A 21181-nucleotide genomic window follows, 5' to 3' on the forward strand; every position below is an offset into this window, starting at 1 on the left:
TTTAGTTAAAACAAAGGATTATTTATCCTGTTTGGCTTTGCGTTCTTCCAGCCAGTGTTCCAAGTAGTGGATGCTGACGCCACCTTTTTGGAAACCCGGATCGCTGAACAAGTCACGGTGCAGCGGCGTATTGGTTTTGATGCCGGTAATCGCCAGCTCATCGAGGGCAACGCGCATTTTGGCCATGGCTTGGTCGCGGTCTTTACCGACGACACAGACTTTGCCGATCAGGCTGTCGTAGTAAGGAGGGATGCGGTAGCCTTGATAAATATGGCTGTCGACGCGGACGCCGAAGCCGCCGGGCAGGTGGCAGCTTTCAATCAGGCCCGGGCTTGGAATGAAGTTGTACGGGTCTTCGGCGTTGATACGGCACTCAAACGCATGGCCTTCAACTTGGATGTCTTCCTGTTTGTATTGCAAAGGCAGGCCGGATGCGATGCGTAATTGCTCTTGGACAATGTCCACGCCGGTGATGAGCTCGGTAACCGGATGCTCAACCTGAACGCGTGTGTTCATCTCGATAAAGAAGAATTCGCCGTCTTCGTACAGGAATTCAAACGTACCTGCGCCACGATAGCCGATGCGTTTGCAAGCGTCGGCACAGGCTTTGCCGATTTTGGCGCGTTCTTCTTCAGTGATGAACGGGGCCGGTGCTTCTTCGATGACTTTTTGGTGGCGGCGCTGCATGGAGCAGTCGCGCTCGGCGAGGTAGATGGCGTTGCCGTGTTCGTCGGCAATCACTTGGATTTCGACGTGGCGCGGACGTTGCAGATAGCGCTCCATGTAAACCATCGGGTTGCCGAATGCCGCGCCTGCTTCGGCTTTAGTCATTTCGACAGACTGGAGGAGGTCTTCTTTTTTCTCGACGACGCGCATACCGCGGCCGCCGCCGCCGCCGGAGGCTTTGATAATGACGGGATAACCGACTTTATCGGCAATTTTGAGGATTTCTTCGCCGTCGTCTGGTAATGCGCCTTCAGAGCCGGGAACGCAAGGCACGCCGGCTTCGATCATGGCGTGTTTGGCGGATACTTTGTCGCCCATCAGACGGATGGTGTCGGCTTTAGGGCCGATGAAGACAAAGCCGGATTGTTCGACTTGTTCGGCAAAATTGGCGTTTTCGGCGAGGAAACCGTAGCCCGGGTGGATGCCGTCGGCTTCGGTTACTTCGGCAGCAGCAATGAGGGCAGGAATGTTGAGGTAGCTTTGTGCGGATGCGGCAGGGCCGATGCACACGGATTCGTCGGCGAGTTTGACGTGCAGGCTGTCTTTGTCGGCTTCGGAATGGACGGCGACGGTGGCGATGCCCATTTCACGGCAGGCTCGCAGGACGCGCAGGGCGATTTCGCCCCGGTTGGCGATCAATACTTTTTTCAGCATGATAATCTTTCCGGATGGTTCAGACGGCCTCAGCGGCCGCCTAATGCGTTGCGGATTTTTTGGTCGGTTTTGTATTGGCTCAAGGCGTAAACCGACCACATGGCTGCCGGTATCCAGCCAACCAGCGTACATTGCAGAATCAGACAGATGATGCCTGCAATCGGACGGCCGATGGTGAAAAACTGCAACCAAGGCAAGAAAATAGCCAAAATCAGACGCATGGTTTGTCCTTAATGAACAGAAAAAGGAATTTCAGACGGCCTCGAAACTGAAGGCCGTCTGAAAAAACGGATTATTCAATGATGAAAAGCGGCTCGCCGTATTCGACCGGAGTACCGTTTTCAACCAGAATTTCTTTAACGACACCGGATTTCTCGGCTTCGATTTCATTCATCAGCTTCATGGCTTCGATGATGCACAAAGTATCGCCGACTTTAACCTGTTGGCCGACTTCGACGAAAGCGGCTGCGTTCGGGCCGGGGGCGCGGTAGAACGTACCGACCATAGGCGATTTTTGTGCGTTGGACAAATCGCGAGCGGCAGGGGCGGCGGCTGGAGCGGCTGCGGCCGGAGTAGCGGCAGGTGCGGCAACCGGAGCGGCTGCGGCAGGTGCCGGAGCAGCATAAACAGGAGCTGCGGCGGCAGTGGTACGCGTAATGCGGACTTTTTCTTCGCCTTCGGTAACTTCAATTTCTGCAATGCCTGATTCTTCGACCAAATCAATCAGTTTTTTTAATTTACGCAAATCCATTGCTTTTCCTTTTTAGCGCGGCATAAAGTGCATATTGGGTATGCGCCGCTGTGGTTTTAGATGATTTCCTGAGACGTCGGAAGGCAGGTTTGCCATCCGGCGTTTAAATAATGTCGGAACAGGGCGGAGCCTGAGAAATGAATCTGGTTATTTTCCCGAACTTGTCGGTAAATGTCCAGTAAAAGATAGAAAAAAGGCGTTTTTCGGCGAAAAAAGAAAGGAACGCTGATTGTCGTTAAAAGGTGATTTTCCCGAGAGCGTTTATTCTAATTTATTGGTTTTTCGACAAAACATGCCGTCTGAAAACCAACTTTGCGCGTATAATGGCGCCTGTTTTTTTTAAGTATGCACGACAATGGATATTTCCGATTTTGATTTTGAATTGCCCGAAAAACTGATTGCCCAGCATCCTCCGGAAGTGCGCGGCAGCAGCAGGCTTCTGGTTGCCTTGCCGACATTGCCGATTGAAGACAAATATTTCGGCGATTTACCCGATTATGTCGCACCGGGTGATGTGCTGGTGTTTAACAATACCAAAGTGATGAAGGCGCGCCTGTTCGGTCAGAAAGCCAGCGGTGGCAAAATCGAATCCCTGATTGAGCGGGTATTGGACGCGCATACCGCATTGGCGCATATCCGCTCGTCCAAATCGCCGAAACCGGGTACAGAATTGATTTTTGAAGGCGATATCCGTGCCGTCATGATGGAGCGTGCGGAAGAATTGTTTTGCCTGAAATTTGAAGGCGAGCAAACCGTTTACGAACTTTTAGAGCAAAACGGCCATCTGCCCTTGCCACCTTATATCGAACGCGTGGCCGATGATGAAGACGACAGCCGCTATCAGACCGTGTACGCCAAGTACCAAGGCGCAGTGGCCGCACCGACGGCAGGCTTGCACTTTACCGATGAATTATTGGGCCGTCTGAAAGCCAAAGGTGTAGAAACCGCGGAAGTAACCCTGCACGTCGGTGCCGGCACATTCCAACCCGTGCGCGTCGATAAAATTGAGGAACACAAAATGCACAGCGAGTGGTTTGACGTACCGGCCGAGACTGTTGCCGCCATTGAAGCCGCCAAAGCGCGCGGCAATAAAGTGTGGGCGGTGGGCACAACCTCCATGCGCGCCTTGGAATCTGCCGCACGCGAGACAGGCCGTCTGAAAGCCGGTCGCGGCGATACCGATATTTTCATTACGCCGGGCTACCGCTTCAATGTTGCCGATCGATTGATTACCAACTTCCACCTGCCCAAATCAACCTTGCTGATGCTCGTCAGCGCGTTTTCGGGCATGGAGCATATCCGCAGCGTTTACCGTCATGCGGTGGAACAGGAATACCGCTTTTTCAGCTATGGCGATGCGATGATTTTGGGGAAAGCGGAATAAATTTGAAGCGGATTGGAGCATTTCAAACTGGTTATTTGGGTTGTCCCGAATCCGAATCAGTTGGAACGCTCTAAAATACGCGAATTAAAATAAATTATTGAAGTAAACACGCGAAGTTATTGGAATTTGAGTTGTAAGAAATAAAGCACAAAACAAAAAGGCCGTCTGAAAATCGTTTTTCAGACGGCCTTTTATCTTTCCATGCTTAGGCGTCGATGTTTTGCGCCAGCAGGGCGTTGTTTTCGATGAAGGCGCGGCGCGGTTCAACTTCGTCGCCCATCAGGGTAACGAACACTTCGTCGGCGGCGATGGCGTCTTCGATGCGGACTTTCAGGAGGCGGCGGACGGTAGGATCCATCGTGGTTTCCCAAAGTTGTTCCGGGTTCATCTCGCCCAAGCCTTTGTATCGTTGGATGGACATGCCTTTTTGAGCAACGCTCATCAAGATGTCCAAAGCGCCTTCAAAGCTGTCGATATCGTATTCGTTGTCGCCTTTGTAGAGCTTCGCCTCTTTTCCGACTATGCCTTTGAGTGCGGCGGCGGTTTGGGTAAGGGTTTGGTAGGCTTTGCTGTTGAGGAACTTAGGCTCAAGGTAGCTCACCATCACATTGCCGTGCAACTTGCGTGTGATTTTGATGAACTGGTGTCCTTCGTGGCCTTCGATACGTTCGAGCGCGACTTCTTTTTCGTCCAAGAGGCCGCTCAATTCGGCAACGGCCCGGTCTGCGCTTTCTGCGGTGCTGAGATCGACTGGCGAAGCGTGCAGCATGGCATGCAGGACGAGTTCGTCAATGATGCGGCTTTCTTGCTCGATGACGGTTTTTGCCAACAGGAATTGTTTGGCGGTATTGGCAAGCTCTTCGCCTTCGATGGTGCGGCCGTCTGAAACGATTTTGGCTTTTTCCAAGGCCAAGCCGAGCAGCCATTGGTCTTTTTCCAATTCGTCTTTGAGATAGCGCTCTTGTTTGCCGTATTTGGCTTTGTACAAAGGCGGCTGGGCAATGTAGATGTAGCCGCGTTCGACCAGCTCGGGCATTTGGCGGTAGAAGAAGGTCAGGAGCAGGGTGCGGATGTGCGCGCCGTCCACGTCGGCATCGGTCATGATGATGATGCGGTGGTAGCGCAGTTTTTCGGCATTGAATTCTTCTTTGCCGATGCCTGCGCCCAAAGCGGTAATCAGCGTGGCGACTTCTTGGCTGGCCAGCATTTTTTCAAAACGTGCTTTTTCGACGTTCAAAATCTTACCTTTGAGCGGCAAAATTGCTTGGAATTTGCGGTCGCGGCCCTGCATGGCGGAACCGCCTGCGGAGTCGCCCTCGACGAGGTAGAGTTCGGACAGGGCAGGGTCTTTTTCTTGGCAGTCGGCCAGTTTGCCCGGCAGACCCAAGCCGTCCATCACGCCTTTGCGGCGGGTAATTTCGCGGGCTTTGCGGGCGGCTTCGCGCGCGCGCGCGGCATCGACGATTTTGCTGGTGATAATTTTGGCTTCGGTCGGGTTTTCTTCAAGGAAGTCGGTCAAGGCTTGGTTGATGACTTCGTTAACGACGGGGCCGATTTCGCTGGAAACCAGTTTGTCTTTGGTTTGCGATGAGAATTTCGGGTCGGGCAGTTTGACGGACAAAACGCAGGTCAGGCCTTCGCGCATATCGTCGCCGGCGGTTTCCACTTTGGCTTTTTTGGCGACTTCGTTGGCTTCGATATAGTTGTTGATGGTGCGGGTCATCACTTGGCGCAATGCGGTCAGGTGCGTACCGCCGTCGCGTTGCGGAATGTTGTTGGTAAAACATTGCACGCTTTCTTGGTAGCTGTCGTTCCATTGCATCGCGCATTCGACGCTCATGCCGTCTTTTTCGCCGAACGCGTAGAAGATTTTTTCGTGCAACGGTGTTTTTTTGCGGTTCATGTATTGTACGAAGCCGGCCACGCCGCCGGAGAGGGCGAAGCTTTCGTGTTTGCCGTCGCGTTCGTCGATCAGCTCGATATCTACGCCGTTATTGAGGAAGGAAAGTTCGCGGATACGTTTGGCAAGGGTGTCGAAGCTGTATTCGACATTGCCGAAGGTTTCGCTGCTGGCGAGGAAGCGTACGGTTGTACCTTTTTTGTCGGAATCGCCGACGACCTTCAACGGCTCTTCGGTTTCGCCGCGTACGAAGCGGACGAAGTGTTCTTTGCCGTCACGGTAGATGGTCAGCGTTACCCAGTCGGACAGCGCGTTGACGACGGATACGCCCACGCCGTGCAGACCGCCGGAGATTTTGTAGCTGTTGTTGTCGAATTTGCCGCCTGCGTGCAAGACGGTCATGATGACTTCGGCGGCGGAGCGGCCTTCTTTCGGGTGGATGCCGGTCGGCATGCCGCGGCCGTTGTCGGCCACGCTGACGGAATTGTCGGCATGGATGGTTACGGTGATTTTGTCGCAATGTCCGGCGAGCGCTTCGTCAATGGCGTTGTCGAGCACCTCGAACACCATGTGGTGCAGGCCGCTGCCGTCCTGCGTGTCACCGATATACATACCGGGGCGTTTGCGTACCGCTTCCAAGCCTTCCAGCACTTGTATGCTGTCGGCGCCGTATTCTTCGTGTTTTTGGTCAGTCATGGTCTTTTCTTGCTGAATTTCAAGGAATTTTTCCGTGCGCGCGATGAAATGTCAAACGGGCGCGGCGGATGTGTTCCGAAAGGTCAAAATAATAGGCAATTATACCTGATTTTGCTGGAATATTCAGCGTTTTAAGTGCAAAAAGGCCGTCTGAAAGATTAAATTTCAGACGGCCTTTGAGTCGGAAAACAGCTTTAGCGTTTGACGCCGCTCAATCGCGCCCAGCCTTCTTCGATTTCGGCAGGCTCAATGTCAAACCATTGGTTGTAAATGCCGCTGAGTTCTTCGACTTGTTCGTCCAAAAGACCGGACAAGACAATGCGGCCGCCTTGTTTGGTACGCGCGGCAAGCATTTCGCCGAGCATACGCAACGGGTTGGCCAGAATGTTGGCGACAACGACATCAAATTGACCTTGCGGTAGGCCGTCCGGCAGGTAGAACTGCGCATCGACGTTGTTTTGCGCGGCATTGTCTTTGCTGGCGCGGATGGCTTGTTCGTCAATGTCTACGCCGATGGCGGAGCCTGCACCGAGTTTGAGGGCGGCAATGGCCAAAATGCCTGAGCCGCAGCCGTAGTCCAACACGCTTTCGCCGCCTTTGAGCTGCGTGTCCAGCCATTTGAGGCAGAGGCGGGTGGTCGGATGGCTGCCCGTGCCGAAGGCAAGGCCCGGGTCGAGTTGCAGGTTGACGGCGTTGCCGTTGGGCGCTTCGTGCCAAGACGGGGTAATCCACAGGCGGTCGGAAATTTGAATCGGGTCGAATTGCGCTTGGGTCAGGCGTACCCAGTCTTGATCTTCAAGGATTTCGCCGGTGTATTTCAAATCGTTCAAACCGCATTCCTGCGCGGCGGCTTCGATAATGGAAGCGGCGTCGTCGCTTTCGCCGAAAAGGGCGATGACTTTGCTTTGTTGCCAGATTTGTTCGGTCGGCATGCCCGGTTCGCCGAAAATGGCCTGCTCGTTTTCTGTACCGGCGTAGGCATCTTCAATGGCGGCGGACAATGCGCCGTGTTCCATCAGCGCGTCGGCAAGGCGTTCGGCGACGGCATCGTTGACGTTGATGGTGATTTGTTGATAGGACATGGTGGGGCTTTCTTTTTTAATAAGGCCGTCTGAAAATCGACGTTGTGCTTTCAGACGGCCTTGTAAGGTATGAAACCTGATGATGCGGGCTTATCGGTTTTTCAAACCCAGTACGTCTTGCATATCGTACAGACCTTTTTTGCCGTTTGCCCAAACTGCGGCGCGTACAGCACCGGCGGCAAAGGTCATGCGGCTGCTGGCCTTGTGGGTGATTTCCACGCGCTCGCCGTCGGTGGCGAAGAGGGCGGTGTGGTCGCCGACGATGTCGCCTGCGCGGACGGTGGCAAAACCGATGGTGGACGGATCACGCGGGCCGGTATGGCCTTCGCGGCCGTAAACGGCGCATTCTTTGAGGTCGCGGCCGAGTGCGTCGGCAATGACTTCACCCATGCGCAACGCGGTGCCGCTTGGGGCATCGACTTTGTGGCGGTGGTGGCCTTCGATGATTTCGATGTCGTAGCCTTCGTTTAACACGCGGGCGACGGTGTCGAGGATATGGAAGGTCAGGTTGACGCCGACGCTGAAGTTGGCGGCGAAGACAACGCCTGTTTTCTCGCCTGCAGCTTGGATGGCAGCTTTGCCTGCGTCGTCAAAACCTGTCGTGCCGATGATGATGTTGACGCCTTTTCCCACGCATTTTTGCAGGTGTTTCAGGGTTGGCTCGGGGCGGGTAAAGTCGATAAGGACATCACTTTGGGCCAGTACGGCATCCACGTCGTCTGAAATGGCAACGCCGGTTTTGAGGCCGGAGGCGAAGCCTGCATCCAAACCCAATACTTCTGAACCGGAATGCTCGAGTGCGCCGGAGAGGACGGCATCGGGATGGTTGTTGACCGCTTCAACCAAAACGCGGCCCATGCGGCCGTTGACGCCGGCGATGGCGATTTTCAATGCGCTCATGGGGCTTCCTTATTGCGGCTTGGTTTCGGTGGTCGGAACGACGTTTTGTCCGGCCTGAACCGCTTCGATGGATTTTTGAATGGCATCGCCTTCGGCGCGTGCGAGGACGTCGTTTTCAAAGTACAGGGTCAGGTTGCTTTGTTCTTTGATGATGCCGTTGCGGCTGGTGTTGAAAGTGTAATCCCAGCGGTCGGCGTGGAAGGCGTCGCGCAGGAGTGGCGTACCGAGCAGCAGTTGGACTTGGTCGCGGGTCATACCTTGGCGCAGGGAAACCACGGCGCGGGGATTGAGCTCGTTACCTTGAATGATTTTAAGTTTGTAGGATGGAAAGTTGGATACGCGCTCGGCACTGCATGAGGCCAGACCTAAAATAGCGGCGATGGCAAGGCATAAGGCTTTATTCACGGGCTTACCTTTCTGTGTCATTTCGGGAAAGATGTTTATCATCGCTTGAATATTTTTAAAAAGCAAACGATAATCATCTTCTTAATTTTTCTTTTCGCCGATTTTCAATTGCAAGACCGGCGGCAGATTGCCGCCCTTTAACGGCCCAATAGTGGGCAAATGGGCGGAAAGTGCGTATTATAACGGTTATTACCTTACAGGGATATTGAATATTATGGAAAAATTCAGCAACATTGCGCAATTAAAAGACAGCGGTTTGAAAGTTACTGGTCCACGTTTGAAAATTTTGGACTTGTTTGAAACTCATGCCGAGGAGCATTTGAGTGCGGAAGATGTGTACCGTATCCTGTTGGAAGAGGGCGTGGAAATCGGCGTGGCGACGATTTACCGTGTGCTGACCCAGTTTGAACAGGCCGGCATTTTGCAACGCCACCATTTTGAAACCGGCAAAGCGGTTTACGAATTGGACAAAGGCGATCACCACGACCACATCGTTTGCGTAAAATGCGGCGAAGTAACCGAATTCCACAATCCGGAAATCGAAGCGCTGCAAGACAAAATCGCCGAAGAAAACGGCTACCGCATCGTCGACCACGCGCTGTATATGTACGGCGTATGCGGCGAATGCCAAACCAAAACCAAACGTTAAGCAGTTTGTATGTTGATTTTTCAGACGGCCTTGGGCATTTTCAGCCTGAGGCCGTCTGAAACTTTATGGGCTTTACGATGAAGATTCCTTTACTTGCGCCACGGGATTATCGTTTCCCCGACCCATCTTACGCATTAGATGAATGCGACGGCTTGGTCGGCGTCAGCGGCGATTTGGATACGGGGCGGCTGTTGTCGGCGTATGGGCAGGGGATTTTTCCGTGGTTTAGCCGCGACGGTTGGTTTTTCTGGTATGCGGTTGCGCCGCGAGCCGTAATTGTGCCGGAAAACTTGCGTATCGGCCGATCGCTCGCCAAAACTTTGCGCCACAAGCCGTATCGGGTAACGGTCAACCGCTGTTTTGAAAAAGTGATTGCCCATTGCGCCAATGTGCCGCGTCCGGAACAGGACGGAACGTGGATAGAACCTGCGTTTCAGACGGCCTATTTGAAGCTGCACCATCAGGGGTATGCGCATTCGTTTGAATGCTGGCTGCCGGATGAGCAAGGTGAAATGCAGTTGGTAGGCGGGTTTTACGGCGTGCAAATTGGCTGCGTGTTTTATGGTGAGTCGATGTTTGCCTTGCGTCCCGATGCGTCCAAGATTGCGTTTGCCCGCGCCGTACCGTTTTTGGCGGATTTGGGCGTTGCGCTGATAGACTGTCAGCAGGATACCGAACATATGCGCCGTTTCGGTTCACAGTTGATGGATTTTGCCGACTTTCAGACGGCCTTGAAGGGTTGGAACGCGAAACCGTTAAGGCGGAATATCGAATGCGGCGTGGTGGCTGAAAATCTTCTGTAAAAGATTGGCGGCGAAGATTGATTTATCGGCACGGCGTGTCGGCAGAAGCGATAATCTGTATATCGTAGCTGGAAAATTAGTTAGAAAATTAATGCGATTCAATTCACTTGAATAGGCCGTCTGAAAATCTTGGTTTAACCGAAATCCGGCCGTGTAATGCTCGGCGCTCATCATGTTAATAGCTGACGAAATCGCTTTTACATGGCAAAATAACGAGTTAAATATTTGTAATAGGGTGGCCTGAATAGGTTTCAGACGGCCCTGATCTCTTGAAGGAATCAACATGTCTTTGCAAAACATCATTGAAACGGCTTTTGAAAACCGTGCCGAAATCAATCCGAATACCGTTACTCCGGAAGTGCGTGAAGCGGTTTTGGAAACCATTCATCAACTCGATTCTGGCAAACTGCGCGTTGCCGAGCGTCTGGGCGTGGGCGAATGGAAAGTCAACGAATGGGCGAAAAAAGCCGTATTGCTGTCTTTCCGCATTCAGGACAATGAAATCCTCAACGACGGTGTGAACAAATACTTCGACAAAGTGCCGACTAAATTTGCCGATTGGTCTGAAGACGAATTCCGCAGCGCAGGCTTCCGCGCAGTTCCGGGTGCGGTTGCCCGCCGCGGCAGCTTTGTGGCGAAAAATGTCGTGTTGATGCCTTCTTATGTCAACATCGGCGCATACGTTGACGAAGGTGCGATGGTCGATACTTGGGCGACTGTCGGCTCTTGCGCGCAAATCGGTAAAAACGTGCATTTGAGCGGCGGCGTCGGCATCGGCGGCGTACTCGAGCCTCTGCAAGCCAGCCCGACCATTATTGAAGACAACTGCTTCATCGGCGCGCGTTCTGAAATCGTCGAAGGCGTGATTGTCGAAGAAGGCAGCGTGATTTCTATGGGCGTATTCATCGGTCAATCCACTAAAATCTTTGACCGTACTACCGGCGAAATCTATCAAGGCCGCGTACCGGCTGGCTCTGTTGTCGTATCCGGCAGCATGCCTTCCAAAGACGGTAGCCACAGCCTCTACTGCGCGGTTATCGTCAAACGTGTGGACGCGCAAACCCGTGCGAAAACCAGCGTGAACGAATTGTTGCGCGGTATCTAATCGGAGAAAGATGACGCCGACTGAGGGTGGGTGGTAAAGCCTGCTTTACGGTCGGATGTGAACACAAAACAGGTAGAATGTTCTGCCTGTTTTTTTATGGCTTAAAGGCCGTCTGAAACGATTTCAGACGGCCTTTTGTTTTTGATGATGGGTTGTTTTAAGGTCAATTGAGGCAAGGGAAGGGTATTTCCTGTCTGAGACTACGCTTCCGGCCAGTCGGCGCAATAGTATTGCCAATAGATTTCTTCAAAAGGAATCTTGCCGTAATCGCACAACCACGGTTTGGCGCGTGTGGTGTAGTGGATAACGGGCGGGACGGTGTCAGGTTTGGGGAATATTTCGCCGAGATTTCGTTTTTGGAAATATTGGACTGCGCCTGTTTGAAAATTCCAAGATTCTTCCAATTGCAGCCAATTTTTTTGAAATACGGTGTTTAGAAAGCATTGGTCGCCGTAGGGAACGGATTTATCAATGGTGGTAGCAGTTTGCAGCAGTTGCGCTGCGATATTGTGTTCCCGCCATTGCGCCAGGTCGACCAACAACATACCGGAATTGAAATAGGGCGTAGTGTGCAGGCCGGTCGGGTGATTCCATTCGGTACGGGCAAGAAAGGAGTCTTGTACCGCCGCAACGGGATAGCCGCGCATATCGAGGCTGAACAAATCGTGTAGGGATTGGGTAATCACCATATCGCTGTCGAGATACAGGGCGCGGTCGACAGGCAGGTGCTGCATCATCAGGCGGAAAAATGCGGCATCCGAAATATGGGGTAGGCGGTGATATTGGCTGAAGTCCATCTCGATTTTGACATCATTCAGACGGCCGCCGCTGGCTGCGAGCTTTTGGTTGGTATAGTCGATCCATTCCCGTCTGAAGGTATTGTGCATGAGGTAGAAATTGACATTTGTGTTGTGGGTACAGATGGATTTCATCAGGGTATGAACCTGCTCGGCATAGCCGGTATCGGCGGCAAGGACGATGGTGATGTTGCTCATTGGTTAAATTCCCTTTGTTTGCAATGTCTTAAGTTTTATCAGTCATTTTCTTGGTCTTGCGCGGTCGGCAAGGCGGCGTGGTCTTCGTTTTCAGACATAGCTTTTTCTAATAAATCGCGTTGCAGCTGTTTGCCGGCTTTGATGCCCAATTTGCGCAGTTTTTCGGTGCTGCTGATGAGATTGCCCCTGCCGGACACCAAGCGGCCATAGGCCGTCTGAAACTGGGATTGAGCCTGACTGAGCGCTTTATTGATGCCGTCCATGCTTTCGACAAAGCCGACAAATTTGTCATAAAGTTTACTGCCTGCCTCGGCAATCGCCAACGCGTTTTGGTTTTGTTGCTCATTGCGCCAGATGTTGGCAACGGTGCGCAGGGTGGCGAGCAGGGTGCTGGGGCCGGTCAGCATGATGCGTTTGTCGAAACACTCTTGGAAGAGGTTTGGATCGTGTTGCAGGGCGAGGAGGTAGGCCGGTTCGACAGGGACGAACATAAAGACGAAGTCCAGCGTTTTGACGCCCTCAAGGTCGGTGTAATCTTTTGCTGCCAAGCTTTTGATGTGGGCGCGGATGCTGGCGACGTGGTTGGCAAGCTCGTGTTCTGCTTCTGCGCCGGTGCTTTGCGTATAGCGGACGTAGGCGGTCAGCGATACTTTGGAGTCGATGACAATTTGTTTGTTGTCGGGCAGATTGATGAGGACATCGGGCTGGAGGCGGCGCTGGGTGCCGTCTGCCTCGTGGCGGACGCTGGAGGCTTGAATGATGTATTCGCGGCCTTTTTGCAGACCGGAATTTTCCAATACGCTTTCCAAAATCATCTCGCCCCAGTTGCCTTGGGTTTTGTTTTGCGTGCCGGTCAGCGCAGTGGTCAGCGCTTTGGCATCGTGGTGGAGCTGGGTGTTGAGGGTTTGCAGGCGTTTGAGCTCATTTTCGATGGTCAGGCGTTCTTTGGCTTCTTTTTCATAAGTCTGCTGGACCAGCTCGCTGAAGCCGTGGATGCGTTCGTTGAGCGGATTGAGCAGTTGCTGGAGATGGTTGTGGTTTTGCTCGGTAAAACGGCGGCTTTTCTCTTCCAGAATAGTGTTGGCGAGGTTTTGGAACTGGTCGCTCAGGTTTTTACGCGCATCTGCCAGCAGGGTCAGCTTTTCTTCGGCAGCCTGACGGTCTTTTTCCGATTGGGTATTGAGGCGCTCGTTTTGGACTTGAAGCGCGTGGTTTTGCTCCAAAAGGGCGGCGTATTCTTGTTTCAGACGGCCTTTTTCAGCTTCCTGTTGCTGTAAAAGGCTGTTTTTGTCGTCGATATTGGCTTTTTCTTGAGTCAGTTGTGTGGAGAGGCGTTCGTTTTGGACTTGCAGCGCATGGTTTTGCTCTAAAAGCGAATCGTAGTCTTGTTTCAGACGGCCTTTTTCCGTTTCTTGTTGTTGCAAAAGCGTATTTTTATCCGCACTCAATGCCTGTTCTTGAATCAGCTGAGTGTTTAGGCGTTCGTTGTTGATTTGCAGGTTTTGCGCGCTTTGCTGCCATTTTGCACATTCGTGTTTTAAAGCTTCGGCTTCGGCCTCGCAATCTTGCAGATAGGCAATCTGTTTTTCGGCTGCGGCAAAGCGGTTGCCCGTCTCCTGCAATTCGTCTTGCAATTCCTGCACGGTATGGCGGCTTTGCGCCAAGTCCGCCGCAGTTTGAGCCTGCACCTGTTCGGCAAACTCATGCAGGCGGCGGCTTTCGGCCAATTCTTGCAAAACAATAAAGTGTCGGCTTTGGGCTTGGTAGCGTGTTATAAGCCAAGCAAACAGCGCGCCGATAAAAAATGCGGCCGCGCCGGTCAGGATTAGGGTGTTGTTCATGCTGGAAATAGTCAATACGCAGAATGTTTCACTATATCATATATTTGCAGCGCATTTTATGGTCGGATATGCGCTAGAAACGTGTGTTTTCTTTAAAAGAAGCTATCAAAGGTATTGGTTTTGACTAATTGAACATTTAGGTTGTGAAAAAGATAAATTTGTAACATTTTGAATTTAAAAATATATTTAATTTAGAGTGCAATTTTGCAACAAAAAAGGAGGAATTTTATGGGCACAGCAAGATACGTTTGTAGTGTGTATGTAATTAAGACATCGGTGTCATTGAGAAAGACATCGGTGTCATTTTCAAAACAAAATATAAATTAACTATAACCATTATTATGTATATTTTTAGTATTTTATCTTTACGGAAAAGTTGTATTAATTAACGATTAACACGGTATGATTCGTCCTGTCGGCAGCGCAGATGCTGGCGAAAAAATGTGTATGTTGTTAAATAACATTTTGTATCTATGAAAAAGGACTACTTAAAATGGGACATTTAATAACGCTTGCTGCCGCTTCTTTAATCGGTATGTCCGGAATATCGGCTTCTGCCGTCGGCATCTCCCGTAATATCGAAACGGCTATACACAAATAATTCAATTATAAACGAATCAATTACAATACCTTAGAAAACGCAACTTAGGCCGTTTTTCGGCCGACAGACAAGAAAGTGAGATGAACAATGAAAACTTTAATCAAACTGGCGGCAGCCTCTTTAATCGGTATGTCCGGCCTGACCGTCGGCGCAACCAATATCGCCCACAATATGGCTGATGCCGATAAATAAAAAATACACAACACACCCTTAAATACACAGAAAAGAGTTAAAATGAAAACATTAATCAAATTGGCCGCGGCTTCTCTGATCGGCATGTCCGGTTTGACAGTTGGTGCGACCAAAATCGCAAAAAATATGGCAGAAGCTGCCAATAAATAAACGCAAGTGAAATTAAGCTTGTTTTGGTGATAAAAAAGGCCGTCTGAACATTCAGACGGCCTTTGTATTTGATGGCAAACCGTTTTATTTGCCGATACAGAAGCGCGAGAAAATCACGCCCAGCAAATCGTCGGCGGTAAATTCGCCGGTGATTTCGCTGCAGGCGTTTTGGGCGAGGCGCAGGTGTTCGGCGAAAAGCTCGATTTGGTTGTTGTCGCAGAGGGCGGCGTTTTCCAGCTCGGCTTCGGCTTCGTGCAGGGCGTTGAGGTGGCGGCTGCGGGCGAGGAACAGGCTTTCGCTTTCTCCCTGCCAACCAACTTCCTGCAATAGGGCATGTTTGAGCAAATCGAGACCGGCGCCGGTTTTGGCGGACAGGCTGATAACGCTTTCCGCGCCGGTTTGCGCGAGGCTGTCTGAACGGACGGCGACGGGTTCGCCGGTCAGGTCGGCTTTGTTGTGGATTTCGATTTTTTTCAAACCTTCGGGCAGGCTGTTCAAAATGGCTTGGGTTTTGGCGTTCACACCTTCGCGCGGGTCAATCAGAATCAGGGCGACATCTGCTTCGGCGACGGCTTTGCGGCTGCGTTCGATGCCGATTTGCTCGACCACGTCGTTGGTTTCGCGCAGGCCGGCGGTGTCGATGATGTGGATAGGTACGCCGTCGAGGATAATTTGTTCGCGCACGGTGTCGCGGGTGGTGCCGGCGATGTCGGTTACGATGGCGATGTCGTCGCCAGCCAAGGCGTTGAGCAGGCTGGATTTGCCGACGTTGGGTGCGCCGACGAGGACGACGTTCATGCCTTCGCGCAAAATCGCGCCTTGTTCCGCACTGGCGAGCACGGTTTTCAGACGGCCTTGCAGGGCTTGGAGCTTGCCGCGCGCGTCGGCGGCTTCGAGAAAGTCGATGTCTTCTTCGGGGAAGTCCAGCGTAGCTTCGACCAGCATCCGCAAAGTAATAAGGTCGTCCACCAGCTCGTGTATGTGTTGGGAAAATGCGCCTTTGAGCGAACGCAACGCCATGCGTGCGGCTGACTTGCTGGAGGCATCGATGAGGTCGGCGACGCTTTCGGCTTGGGCAAGGTCGAGTTTGTTGTTGAGGAAGGCGCGTTTGGTAAATTCGCCCGGCTCCGCCATGCGCGCGCCCAGTTCGAGGCAGCGCGAGAGCAACATGTCCATCACGACGGGGCCACCGTGTCCCTGCAACTCAATCACATCTTCACCGGTAAAGCTGGCTGGCGTGGCGAAGTAGAGTAGGATGCCGTTGTCTATCGGCTGTCCGTCGCCGCCGAGAAAGTCGGTGTAAAGCGCGGTGCGCGGCTTGGGCGTTTTGCCGCCGCTGAGGGTTTGCGCCAAAGGCAGCAGGTTTTTGCCGGAAAGGCGGATCACGCCGACGCCGCCGCGTCCGGGTGCGGTGGCGATAGCGGCGATGGTGGGTTGGGTTACGGACATGGTTGGCTCGTATCTGGAATTTAATAGACGGTATTATATAGTGATTTCACGATGATGCAGGCCGTCTGAAAACCTTGATTTCGGTTTCAGACGGCCTTTGACTTTGATGGAATTAAAATGATGAACCTTCCTGCTTCAGAAATTCTGCTTCTTCTTCCGTGGTTTTACGCCCCAATACGGCGTTACGGTGCGGATAGCGTCCGAAGTGGTCGATGATGACTTTGTGTTTGATTTCAAAGGCCAATGCGTTTTCATTGGTATAGCGTTCAAACAGCGGTACGGCTTGTTCATGGATAACTTGGCTTTCGCTGTGCATCAACGGCATCAGCATGAAATGGCGTTCATGCGGAAGGAGGTCGGCGAAGCCGGGTTGGCGAACGGCTTCTTGGGCAAGAATGAGTGCAGCAGTATCTTGGGCAAACGCTTGAGGGCTGTCGCGGAACAGATTGCGCGAGAATTGGTCAAGAATAATGATTTCAGCGAGCCTGCCTTGCAGAGTATCGCGCCAGTGTGAAAGTTCGCCGCGAGCTGCCTGCTGCCAGATATCGAAAAATTGAGCGCGAATTTGGGCATCGAATCCATTGTTGCGGGCAAATTGGAAAGGGTGGTTTTCTTCGGTAAACCAGAAATCTAAGACAGTTTGAGGTGTCATGAAAACTCCTTGAAATAGAGTACAGGGAAAATTGAGGTCGTCTGAAAAATTAGAGAGATGCTTTCAGATCATCTTAACCATCAGCGCTTGCGTGAGAAAAGATCGGTAGCGGAGCGGATTGTTGCTCACAATATGCAATTTATGATCTACATCTTTTCAGGATGGGCTCCTTACTACTCTGGTACAGTTCCTTCACTTTGTTCAAAATATTTTTGTAATTTTGATATAAATTGCCGACAGATTTTATTCGTATGTGGAGACGACGACAATATTTTGCACTTGGAAAACTTTGCTTGCGTTGCCGACATAAGCTGTTGCACCAATCACTGCGATTTTCATGTGTGACTTCTTGTTGAGATTCGATTGATGAGATGAGCGCATGCAAAGGCCGTCTGAAACTTTTAGTTTCAGACGGCCTTTAAATTAAGATGATTAAACAGCGGCGACGGTAAAACGTTCAAACAAATGCGCTTTGTTTTCCACATCGTCGGCGATGGCGACTGCCAAATCGGCCACGCTGATGCCTGCCGGAATTTCACCGTCCATCAGCAAATCGTCTTTGCCCAAGCGGTATTTGCCGGTTTGGTTTTCGCTGAAACCGCCGTCTGCGCCCAGTCGTGCCGGAGGGGAAACGAAAGACCAGTTCACGTCGCGGCGCGGCAGAAGTTCTGCCAAGAGATGGCGTGCGGCATTGGCGCCGTCGAAAATTTCTTTCGGGAAGTCGGGCGTATCGATAACTTGCAAACCGGGTGCCACATACAGGCTGCCCGCGCCGCCGACGACCAACAAATAAGGCACCTGTGCTGCTTTTGCCGCTTCGACGATGCTGTTTGCGCCACGTGTGAAATCCGCGCCGATGTTGGGATTGGTCCAGCCCGGGTTGAACGCGCTGACCACGGCGTCAAAGCCTGCCAGTTTGTCGGCAAAATCGGCTGCATTGACATCTGCGGAGACTGCGGCAACATTTTGCGCTTGGAAAACTTTGTCTGTGTTGCGAGCGAAAGCGGTTACTTCATGACCGCGGCCTGCCAATTCTTGAACGACTGCGTTGCCGACATAACCAGTTGCACCGATAACTGCGATTTTCATATTTGACTCCTTGTAGGGATGTGATTGATTAGATGAGCGCATTGTAAGGCCGTCTGAAACGCTTGATAATCCCTGATTTACTGTTATTATTGTGAAGTTGAACTACATAATTAGTCGAAATGCAAGACATCAAACCTCTGCTCGTTTTCGCTACCGTCCTCGAACATGGCAGCATGAACGCCGCTGCTGCCGCGTTGGGCATGACGCCGTCTGCCGTCAGCCAGCACATCAACCGCCTCGAAACCCTGCACGGCATCAAGCTGTTAAACCGCAGTACGCGCAGCCTTGCGCCGACCGATGCCGGCCGCGCCTTGGGCGAATACTGCCACCGCCTCGCCGCCACCCTTGCCGATACGCGTACCGTTATCGACAATCTGAAGACCGAACCCGTCGGCGAATTGCGCATTTCCCTGACTTCCTGCGTCATTGGTTCCCGCGCTTTTCAGACGGCCTTTTCGCGATTGCAAACCAAGTTTCCCAAAATCCGCCCAGTCCTCAATTTCAGCGATACTTTGGACGACTTGCAACACAATCAGACCGACATCGCCATACGCGGCGGCGACCGGGCTTTGGACGATCCCAACTTGGTTGCGCGCCATCTCGTGACGTGGCCGTACATCATTTGCGCCGCACCCGATTATCTCGACCGGTATCCGCCCATTACCCATCCCTCTCAGCTTCATGCACACCGCTGGCTGCATTTTTTACCTGTCCGTACGACCTTGCAAAATGGTGAAGAAAGCTATTTCCTCGACATCGCCGACAGCATTGCCTGCACGCATCTTGCCGCCGTGTGTAGCCTGACCGAAAGTGGATTTGGTTTGTCTTTACAAGTGGGCGGCGAAGTGAGGGAGAAAATCGCACAAGGCCGTCTGAAAGCGGTTTTGCCTGAATGGACATTGCCGCCGGTCAGCCTTTATTTGGTCACGCCTTATCGTGTGCAGTCTGCCAAAACCGAGGCTGCCGTGCGCATTTTTACTGAGAGTTTTGCCAAGGAAGGGGGTTTATGAACGCGGAAAATTGGAGCGTTTACCTGATTTTGTGCGAAAACGGCGCGTTTTATTGCGGGATCAGCAACCGTCCGCAAGAGCGGTTTGCGGCGCATTTGTCAGGAAAAGGCGCGAAATACACGCGTTTGAACAAGCCTGTCGAGATGCGCATCGTTTCAGACGGCCTGAACAAAAGTGAAGCGCTGAAACGGGAAATCGGCATTAAGAAATTGACGGCGGAGCAGAAACGGGGCTTGTGGGCTGAAGCTGAAACATTGGCAAAAGACTAATGGCGGCAATGGATTAAATTGTCGTCGGGATATGAATAACCACATAAATAGGTAAGCCTGCCGGTGTCTTTTGCATGGCCAAGCGGCAAATGTTTATTAACATGATTCAAAAAGGCCGTCTGAAACCTGATTGGGGTTCAGACGGCCTTTTTGGGATGGGGATGGCTTTCAGGTTGACGCTACTCATGGAGAAGTCGGTAAAAATTTGAATTCTAAAGGAAACTTTGAAAATAAAATGAGTAACTGCTTGAACAATAAAATAAAAGTTATCGCGCTTCATGACAAATGGCGTAAATTTCTATCCGAGTAGAGAGGTGGTGTCAATATGTTTTTCCTGTTTTTGTGACAAAATCTGATTTATACCAATATTTATTATAGTGTAGGTCAAAAGTATTAGTTTCTATGCTAGAATTTTTGAGCTGTTTATATAAAACAGTGATTTAAACTAAAACTAACGAAAGACAGAACATGAACAAATTACTGATTGCCGTAATGATGATGGCTGGTTTGACAGCTTGTTCCCAAGAGGCTAAACAGGAGACTCAAGAGGCTGCTCAAGCCGTTGCATCTGAAGTTAAAACCGAAGCCGCTTCTGTTGCCGATGCGACTGCATCTGCCGCTCAAGAAGCCGCCGATAAGGTTGAAGCTGCCGCCAGCAAAGCAGAGGAAGCCGCGAAACCTGAAGAAGCCGCCAAGCCCGAAGAGAAAGCCGAAGCGCCTGCCGCTGAAGCCAAGCCTGCCGAATCCGCCAAAGTGGACGGCAAAGCTGTTTTTGAAGCGAACTGTAAAGCATGCCACAGCGGCTTGATTCCCGGCGCCCCTGCTGTAGGCAAAAAAGAAGACTGGGCGCCTCGCATTAAACAAGGTAAAGACACCTTGCACAAACACGCCCTCGAAGGCTTCCAAGCCATGCCTGCCAAAGGCGGCAACGGCAGCTTGAGCGATGATGAAGTGAAAGCCGCAGTTGACTACATGGCCAACGAATCCGGCGCTAAATTCTAAATCGTACCGATTGAAACGCACCTTGCAACAAGGTGCGTTTTTTATGGGTAGGCGGATGAAAGTTGAAATAGGGCCGATAAACAGGCAAAGGCCGTCTGAAACATTTTATTTTGAAGCACAATCGGCTAAAATCAGGCGAATTATTTTATGCAGGAGCAAACCATGAGCAATCAACACGACAACGTAGATGCCGGCGAAATCGCCAAGTTCAGCCAAATCGCCGACAAATGGTGGGATAAAAACGGCGAATTCAAGCCCCTGCATGACATCAACCCCTTGCGCCTCGACTATATCGACGGCTATGCCGGATTGGCAGGCAAACGTGTGTTGGATGTAGGCTGCGGTGGCGGTATTTTGTCAGAAAGCATGGCCAAACGCGGCGCAGAACACGTTACCGGCATCGATATGGCGGAAAAATCCCTGCAAACCGCCGCTGCCCATGCGGCCGCTCAACACGTTGCCAATATCGATTACCGCTGCATCCGCGTCGAAGACCTCGCTGCCGAGCAGCCGCACAGCTTTGACGTGGTAACGTGTATGGAAATGATGGAACACGTTCCCGATCCGTCCGCCATCGTTCAAGCTTGCGCGAAACTGGTCAAACCCGACGGCATGGTGTTTTTCTCCACCATCAACCGCAATCCCAAATCTTATCTGCATCTGATTGTCGGCGCAGAATATCTGTTGAAATTCGTCCCCAAAGGCACGCACGACTGGAAAAAATTTATCACGCCGGCAGAACTCGCTCGTATGTGCCGCCAAGCCGGATTGGATACCGTCGGCAGCAAGGGCATGACCTACAATTTGTTGAGCGGCCGTTATTCCTTGTGCGACTCGACCGAGGTCAATTATATGGTTGCCTGCCGTCCGGCATAA

General features: G+C 51.8%; 20 protein-coding genes. 8 read left to right on the forward strand and 12 right to left on the reverse strand.

What is annotated here, in order from left to right:
- Positions 1-18: 18 nt before the first annotated feature.
- The 3 genes from accC to accB form a co-directional block, all read right to left on the reverse strand.
- Complete coding sequence (gene accC / locus ACTHR2_RS08185) at positions 19-1380, reverse strand: acetyl-CoA carboxylase biotin carboxylase subunit (RefSeq protein WP_440375599.1); 1362 nt, start codon at positions 1378-1380, stop codon at positions 19-21.
- 29 nt (positions 1381-1409) lie between these two features.
- Positions 1410-1601 carry a YqaE/Pmp3 family membrane protein gene (locus tag ACTHR2_RS08190; RefSeq protein ID WP_003684175.1) on the reverse strand — a complete coding sequence of 64 codons (192 nt, stop codon included), beginning with the start codon at positions 1599-1601 and terminating at the stop codon, positions 1410-1412.
- Between the two features lie 71 nt (positions 1602-1672).
- Positions 1673-2131: an acetyl-CoA carboxylase biotin carboxyl carrier protein gene (accB, locus tag ACTHR2_RS08195; protein ID WP_049344319.1), complete on the reverse strand. Its 459-nt coding sequence runs from the start codon at positions 2129-2131 to the stop codon at positions 1673-1675.
- Between the two features lie 355 nt (positions 2132-2486).
- Here accB and queA point away from each other — a divergent pair, with 355 nt between their 5' ends.
- Positions 2487-3515, forward strand: coding sequence for a tRNA preQ1(34) S-adenosylmethionine ribosyltransferase-isomerase QueA (gene queA, locus ACTHR2_RS08200; protein WP_049344317.1), 1029 nt, complete (start codon positions 2487-2489; stop codon positions 3513-3515).
- 205 nt (positions 3516-3720) lie between these two features.
- Here the strand turns inward: queA and gyrB are convergent, their stop codons facing one another.
- The 4 genes from gyrB to ACTHR2_RS08220 form a co-directional block, all read right to left on the reverse strand.
- Entirely contained in the window at positions 3721-6111 is a 2391-nt protein-coding gene (gene gyrB, locus ACTHR2_RS08205) for a DNA topoisomerase (ATP-hydrolyzing) subunit B (protein WP_049336914.1), read from the reverse strand.
- Positions 6112-6305: 194 nt separating this feature from the next.
- A complete protein-coding gene (gene prmA, locus ACTHR2_RS08210; protein WP_003682761.1) occupies positions 6306-7193 on the reverse strand; it encodes a 50S ribosomal protein L11 methyltransferase in 888 nt (295 codons plus the stop codon).
- Positions 7194-7283: 90 nt separating this feature from the next.
- On the reverse strand, positions 7284-8093 hold the full coding sequence (dapB, locus tag ACTHR2_RS08215; protein WP_440375600.1) for a 4-hydroxy-tetrahydrodipicolinate reductase: 810 nt from the start codon (positions 8091-8093) through the stop codon (positions 7284-7286).
- A 9-nt stretch (positions 8094-8102) separates the two neighbouring features.
- Positions 8103-8498 carry an outer membrane protein assembly factor BamE gene (locus ACTHR2_RS08220; protein WP_003682810.1) on the reverse strand — a complete coding sequence of 132 codons (396 nt, stop codon included), beginning with the start codon at positions 8496-8498 and terminating at the stop codon, positions 8103-8105.
- A gap of 151 nt (positions 8499-8649) precedes the next feature.
- On the opposite strand from ACTHR2_RS08220, the gene fur reads away from it, so the two are divergent.
- The 3 genes from fur (at position 8650) to dapD (ending at position 11055) form a co-directional block, all read left to right on the forward strand.
- Complete coding sequence (gene fur, locus ACTHR2_RS08225; protein ID WP_094192831.1) at positions 8650-9147, forward strand: ferric iron uptake transcriptional regulator; 498 nt, start codon at positions 8650-8652, stop codon at positions 9145-9147.
- A gap of 77 nt (positions 9148-9224) precedes the next feature.
- On the forward strand, positions 9225-9950 hold the full coding sequence (gene aat / locus ACTHR2_RS08230) for a leucyl/phenylalanyl-tRNA--protein transferase (protein ID WP_263338520.1): 726 nt from the start codon (positions 9225-9227) through the stop codon (positions 9948-9950).
- A 283-nt stretch (positions 9951-10233) separates the two neighbouring features.
- The gene (gene dapD, locus ACTHR2_RS08235) at positions 10234-11055 is read left to right on the forward strand and encodes a 2,3,4,5-tetrahydropyridine-2,6-dicarboxylate N-succinyltransferase (RefSeq protein WP_004520923.1); all 822 of its coding nucleotides are present in this window, start codon (positions 10234-10236) and stop codon (positions 11053-11055) included.
- 200 nt (positions 11056-11255) lie between these two features.
- Here dapD and ACTHR2_RS08240 read toward each other — a convergent pair whose 3' ends face one another.
- The 5 genes from ACTHR2_RS08240 to ACTHR2_RS08260 form a co-directional block, all read right to left on the reverse strand.
- Complete coding sequence (locus ACTHR2_RS08240; protein ID WP_440367074.1) at positions 11256-12050, reverse strand: glycosyltransferase family 8 protein; 795 nt, start codon at positions 12048-12050, stop codon at positions 11256-11258.
- A 38-nt stretch (positions 12051-12088) separates the two neighbouring features.
- Positions 12089-13891 (reverse strand): DNA recombination protein RmuC, encoded by a 1803-nt coding sequence (gene rmuC / locus ACTHR2_RS08245; RefSeq protein ID WP_440375601.1) that lies wholly within the window; start codon positions 13889-13891, stop codon positions 12089-12091.
- A gap of 1027 nt (positions 13892-14918) precedes the next feature.
- The gene (mnmE, locus tag ACTHR2_RS08250) at positions 14919-16283 is read right to left on the reverse strand and encodes a tRNA uridine-5-carboxymethylaminomethyl(34) synthesis GTPase MnmE (protein WP_263338512.1); all 1365 of its coding nucleotides are present in this window, start codon (positions 16281-16283) and stop codon (positions 14919-14921) included.
- A gap of 112 nt (positions 16284-16395) precedes the next feature.
- Complete coding sequence (locus ACTHR2_RS08255) at positions 16396-16935, reverse strand: DUF924 family protein (RefSeq protein WP_004520918.1); 540 nt, start codon at positions 16933-16935, stop codon at positions 16396-16398.
- A gap of 432 nt (positions 16936-17367) precedes the next feature.
- Positions 17368-18024 carry an NAD(P)-dependent oxidoreductase gene (locus ACTHR2_RS08260; protein WP_263338509.1) on the reverse strand — a complete coding sequence of 219 codons (657 nt, stop codon included), beginning with the start codon at positions 18022-18024 and terminating at the stop codon, positions 17368-17370.
- 119 nt (positions 18025-18143) lie between these two features.
- Between ACTHR2_RS08260 and ACTHR2_RS08265 the strand changes: the two genes are divergently transcribed.
- The 4 genes from ACTHR2_RS08265 (at position 18144) to ubiG (ending at position 21181) form a co-directional block, all read left to right on the forward strand.
- Entirely contained in the window at positions 18144-19034 is an 891-nt protein-coding gene (locus ACTHR2_RS08265; protein WP_263338506.1) for a LysR family transcriptional regulator, read from the forward strand.
- A complete protein-coding gene (locus ACTHR2_RS08270) occupies positions 19031-19303 on the forward strand; it encodes a GIY-YIG nuclease family protein (RefSeq protein WP_107724004.1) in 273 nt (90 codons plus the stop codon). The genes ACTHR2_RS08265 and ACTHR2_RS08270 overlap by 4 nt, the downstream gene beginning before the upstream one ends.
- A gap of 468 nt (positions 19304-19771) precedes the next feature.
- Positions 19772-20305, forward strand: coding sequence for a c-type cytochrome (locus ACTHR2_RS08275; protein ID WP_263338500.1), 534 nt, complete (start codon positions 19772-19774; stop codon positions 20303-20305).
- A gap of 162 nt (positions 20306-20467) precedes the next feature.
- Positions 20468-21181 (forward strand): bifunctional 2-polyprenyl-6-hydroxyphenol methylase/3-demethylubiquinol 3-O-methyltransferase UbiG, encoded by a 714-nt coding sequence (gene ubiG / locus ACTHR2_RS08280; RefSeq protein ID WP_070584652.1) that lies wholly within the window; start codon positions 20468-20470, stop codon positions 21179-21181.

The organism is Neisseria sp. P0006.S004, from assembly GCF_051963015.1.
GTDB lineage: Bacteria > Pseudomonadota > Gammaproteobacteria > Burkholderiales > Neisseriaceae > Neisseria.

Bases quoted from the DNA above. Each gene is read 5' to 3' on its own strand.
- accC (WP_440375599.1), bottom strand. From the start codon at position 1,380: ATGCTGAAAAAAGTATTGATCGCCAACCGGGGCGAAATCGCCCTGCGC.
- ACTHR2_RS08190 (WP_003684175.1), bottom strand. From the start codon at position 1,601: ATGCGTCTGATTTTGGCTATTTTCTTGCCTTGGTTGCAGTTTTTCACC.
- accB (WP_049344319.1), bottom strand. From the start codon at position 2,131: ATGGATTTGCGTAAATTAAAAAAACTGATTGATTTGGTCGAAGAATCA.
- queA (WP_049344317.1), top strand. From the start codon at position 2,487: ATGGATATTTCCGATTTTGATTTTGAATTGCCCGAAAAACTGATTGCC.
- gyrB (WP_049336914.1), bottom strand. From the start codon at position 6,111: ATGACTGACCAAAAACACGAAGAATACGGCGCCGACAGCATACAAGTG.
- prmA (WP_003682761.1), bottom strand. From the start codon at position 7,193: ATGTCCTATCAACAAATCACCATCAACGTCAACGATGCCGTCGCCGAA.
- dapB (WP_440375600.1), bottom strand. From the start codon at position 8,093: ATGAGCGCATTGAAAATCGCCATCGCCGGCGTCAACGGCCGCATGGGC.
- aat (WP_263338520.1), top strand. From the start codon at position 9,225: ATGAAGATTCCTTTACTTGCGCCACGGGATTATCGTTTCCCCGACCCA.
- dapD (WP_004520923.1), top strand. From the start codon at position 10,234: ATGTCTTTGCAAAACATCATTGAAACGGCTTTTGAAAACCGTGCCGAA.
- ACTHR2_RS08240 (WP_440367074.1), bottom strand. From the start codon at position 12,050: ATGAGCAACATCACCATCGTCCTTGCCGCCGATACCGGCTATGCCGAG.
- rmuC (WP_440375601.1), bottom strand. From the start codon at position 13,891: ATGAACAACACCCTAATCCTGACCGGCGCGGCCGCATTTTTTATCGGC.
- mnmE (WP_263338512.1), bottom strand. From the start codon at position 16,283: ATGTCCGTAACCCAACCCACCATCGCCGCTATCGCCACCGCACCCGGA.
- ACTHR2_RS08255 (WP_004520918.1), bottom strand. From the start codon at position 16,935: ATGACACCTCAAACTGTCTTAGATTTCTGGTTTACCGAAGAAAACCAC.
- ACTHR2_RS08260 (WP_263338509.1), bottom strand. From the start codon at position 18,024: ATGAAAATCGCAGTTATCGGTGCAACTGGTTATGTCGGCAACGCAGTC.
- ACTHR2_RS08265 (WP_263338506.1), top strand. From the start codon at position 18,144: ATGCAAGACATCAAACCTCTGCTCGTTTTCGCTACCGTCCTCGAACAT.
- ACTHR2_RS08270 (WP_107724004.1), top strand. From the start codon at position 19,031: ATGAACGCGGAAAATTGGAGCGTTTACCTGATTTTGTGCGAAAACGGC.
- ACTHR2_RS08275 (WP_263338500.1), top strand. From the start codon at position 19,772: ATGAACAAATTACTGATTGCCGTAATGATGATGGCTGGTTTGACAGCT.
- ubiG (WP_070584652.1), top strand. From the start codon at position 20,468: ATGAGCAATCAACACGACAACGTAGATGCCGGCGAAATCGCCAAGTTC.